The following is a 3,188-nucleotide window of genomic DNA, read 5'->3' on the forward strand; positions in this document are numbered from 1 at the left end:
AGTACCTTGCGCTTCCTTAGTGGTTGGTCGATGTGTACCCCCACAGTGGACTCTCACCACCTAGATAGTTGCCATGCCTGGCACACAAGAAAAAAGAACATGGTTGCCCATGTTCCTCCTTTTCAACCAGTTCGCGGCTTGTTTAGGAAATGAAAGCCTATCAATAACTGGAAACATATGTACCTTTTTGAAAATAAAGCTCTGCCCGGTTCTTTCTTGATGCTCCTGAACAAAGAAGGGGCAGGGTCCTCCTGCCCTGTTCCCCGTTATTTGCTTAGCACCAGAAACCACCTTTGCCACCGCCATAGCCGCCGCCATAGCCACCGCCGTAACCGCCGCCGTGACCGCCGCCCATGTACGCAGCACCTACGATGATCAACAAAATGAACAGGACCACAATTAGCGAATAGCCGCCGCCGTAGCCACCATATCCTTTGCTCATGAAATACACCACCTTTGCCATAGGATACAATATTGTATGTAGATCAGGCCCAATTGGTTTGGACGTTCGTCATCATTCTTCGCAACAAAAAAAGGGCTGTCCCAGTAGACGGCCCTGTTGTTGCTGGATGATTTACTTTTCTCTAAACGCTTCGATCTTTATCGCTGTATCCTCTGTTAATTGCTTGATTGTTTCCACATCCGGCTGTTCCTTTTGTGTTTCATTGATCAGTGGATAAAGGGTTTCTTCAATATCTTTATATTCTTCCGGCTGCTGTGCTTCTACCTCTTTTTCAATGGCATCCCAGCTCTCTTGAATTTCATTGCCGATCGATTGAATTTGTATCACATCTTCAGCATCTGTTTCTACCGCATCCTTCAAGTTTTGAAGAGAAGTGCTTACCTTTTCACTGCCGCTGATCACATCCACCGGCTCGCTTTCATTCATTCCTGCTGTTTCTTCGGCCGTTTCATCCGTCATCTGCTCACTCTCTACTTCTGTTTCTGTCAGCTCTTCAGTAGCTTGTCCATCATCTGTGCCAGCACTGCAGCCGGCCGCAATTAGAACGACACATCCCACCGCTGCGAAAAAGTAGCCGAATTTTTTCATTATGATCCCCCTTGATCTGTCTTATTCGCAAATCTCTTCCATCATGAGGATTGATTTCGTATATACCTGCCGCTTTGCTCCCACCCCCGCTAGAATTCTTGTGATCTATCTCTATAAATAAATATCTTCGTGGGAGTATATTTATGACAAAGAAATGCAAGCAATGAGATATTCTATTCTTCCTTGGCCAGCTGCCCTCTGTGTTCCTTCCATCTATCATTTAATCGATTTTACGTGACGGTTCCTCTTGAATTTCATTCAGATCATGCTGATGCTGTGAAAATAAATACTTTAGATAAGCCTCCAAGTCAAACTTCCCTTTATAAATAAAATGAGATAATGATAATTGCTTTTCTTTTTTCATCTGTCTGTGCCCCTTTATTCGATTTCTCAGCTCAGGGTTCCTCATCTACTGTCAATTTGCCTTTCTCATCATAAGCCTTGGCGGAGAGCTTGAGATCTCGTATCTATCCTGCTACTTCCATCATAATAGAAAGCGCTTACAAATTGAAGGGGCATTGACCCAAAAGTTTCGACAGATTTTTAGGGAATTTTGTTATACGCGATCTGCCGGAATAGCCCAGCTAAAGGATCATCCCGGCAGACCAATAAGGGTTACGCCCTCTCTCTTTGTTCCTTCGCCTTTTTATACAGTCTTTTCTCTCTTTTGTTCTCTACTATGAAGATGTAGAAAGTGAGAAGAATGCACAGCAAAAGAATGAAGTGAAAGACGGTATGAAGAGTATTTGGCACAATGCCGTTCATCATAGGGAGAAAAGAATGAGTATTTCCAAACATAGCCTCATAACTGGCTGCTTTTTCTTCTGCCCCAATTCCAAAGAGATATGGAATCCACCAGGAGATCATAGCCCCGGCTAAAATACAGGACGGGTGGATCAGCAGCCAAAGCTGAGCCCAGATAGGGTATCGCCTGCCTATGAATAACAAAATGATGCCCATCAACAGCAAAGTTTGCATGACGCCGATCATGGTCACAACTACTAACTCAGCCGTAGACCGCTCTAAGGCGACGGCTTCAATATCATTAAATGGACCTAAAGGGACAGCATCCTGCAATACCATAAACGACAACACCAGGCTATAGCCGAATAACAGAATCTTCTCAGACGTATAGACGTTTCTTTCCATGACGCTCCCCCTCTGGCTGGCGGTAATAGTTTATTTTATTAACCATGAGCCAAAAAGAGAAGGGATTTCCGAAGCTTTCAGGTTGATCGTTACTCGTTTTTCCATTGAAAAAGCCCCATTTCCGCTTTTCAACAGAAATGAGGCGTTCCCTTTCGTAAACTCCGCAGGCAAGATTCGAACTTGCGACCGATCGGTTAACAGCCGATAGCTCTACCACTGAGCTACTGCGGAATAAAAAAGATATATGACTCTGCCCGTCTATACAGTGGCTGGGCTAGCAGGATTCGAACCTACGCATGACGGAGTCAAAGTCCGTTGCCTTACCGCTTGGCTATAGCCCACCAGCTATATAAATAAGGAAGACATTCTTAAATATGTCCAGTTTCCTTCAGGTTTATTCATTCGTATGAAAGTTTATCATGTTTTTTTAATGCAAGGATGAACATCGAGCTTTTTGAAGATAAATGGATAGGATGTACCTGCTATAATCTTAAAAACAATGGTGCGGCAGATTATGCAATCATTGCATAAGAGGATGAGTGCTTACTAGCGACAGTTCGAATTTTCTTTGATGCTGGTTAGTAAAAGAGTTTTTATTTGAATTTTTCACATAATGTATTAAAAATAAGTTAAGATTTCTTCGTTCTCATTTTAAGAGCATGAAGCGAGGTTCTTTCTTTCTGTATGCACAAAAAAAGAACAGCTATGATTGTAGCTGTTCTTTTCTCAGGTGCCTGGCAGCGTCCTACTCTCACAGGGGGAAGCCCCCAACTACCATCGGCGCTGAAGAGCTTAACTTCCGTGTTCGGGATGGGAACGGGTGTGGCCTCTTCGCTATAGCCGCCAGACTGTATAAGGTTGAAAGAACGTTGTTCTTTCAAAACTGGATAATATGCTTGGGAAGTAACCGGCAAAACCTTGCCATTTTGTTCATTGTTCAAATAGGATAAGTCCTCGATCGATTAGTATTCGTCAGCTCCACGTGTCG

Annotated in this window: 3 protein-coding genes, 2 tRNA genes, 1 rRNA gene and 1 pseudogene; all 7 read right to left on the reverse strand. The window is 43.6% G+C overall.

The window, feature by feature from the left end:
* Positions 1 to 355: 355 nt before the first annotated feature.
* Positions 356 to 463, reverse strand: a pseudogene (locus QY97_RS20935) (YjcZ family sporulation protein); the annotation flags it as partial.
* Between the two features lie 111 nt (positions 464 to 574).
* On the reverse strand, positions 575 to 1,051 hold the full coding sequence (locus tag QY97_RS18710; RefSeq protein ID WP_039231341.1) for a hypothetical protein: 477 nt from the start codon (positions 1,049 to 1,051) through the stop codon (positions 575 to 577).
* A gap of 220 nt (positions 1,052 to 1,271) precedes the next feature.
* Positions 1,272 to 1,415, reverse strand: a complete 144-nt coding sequence (locus QY97_RS20590) for a hypothetical protein (protein ID WP_156994648.1) — start codon at positions 1,413 to 1,415, stop codon at positions 1,272 to 1,274.
* Positions 1,416 to 1,666: 251 nt separating this feature from the next.
* On the reverse strand, positions 1,667 to 2,200 hold the full coding sequence (locus QY97_RS18715; protein ID WP_039231344.1) for a hypothetical protein: 534 nt from the start codon (positions 2,198 to 2,200) through the stop codon (positions 1,667 to 1,669).
* A 159-nt stretch (positions 2,201 to 2,359) separates the two neighbouring features.
* A tRNA-Asn gene (locus QY97_RS18720) sits at positions 2,360 to 2,431 on the reverse strand.
* A 35-nt stretch (positions 2,432 to 2,466) separates the two neighbouring features.
* Positions 2,467 to 2,541: transfer RNA gene (locus QY97_RS18725), tRNA-Gln, on the reverse strand.
* Positions 2,542 to 2,932: 391 nt separating this feature from the next.
* Positions 2,933 to 3,048: ribosomal RNA gene (gene rrf / locus QY97_RS18730) — 5S ribosomal RNA — on the reverse strand.
* Positions 3,049 to 3,188: the final 140 nt, after the last annotated feature.

Origin of the sequence: Bacillus thermotolerans, from assembly GCF_000812025.2 — a bacterium.
Lineage (GTDB): Bacteria > Bacillota > Bacilli > Bacillales > Domibacillaceae > Quasibacillus > Quasibacillus thermotolerans.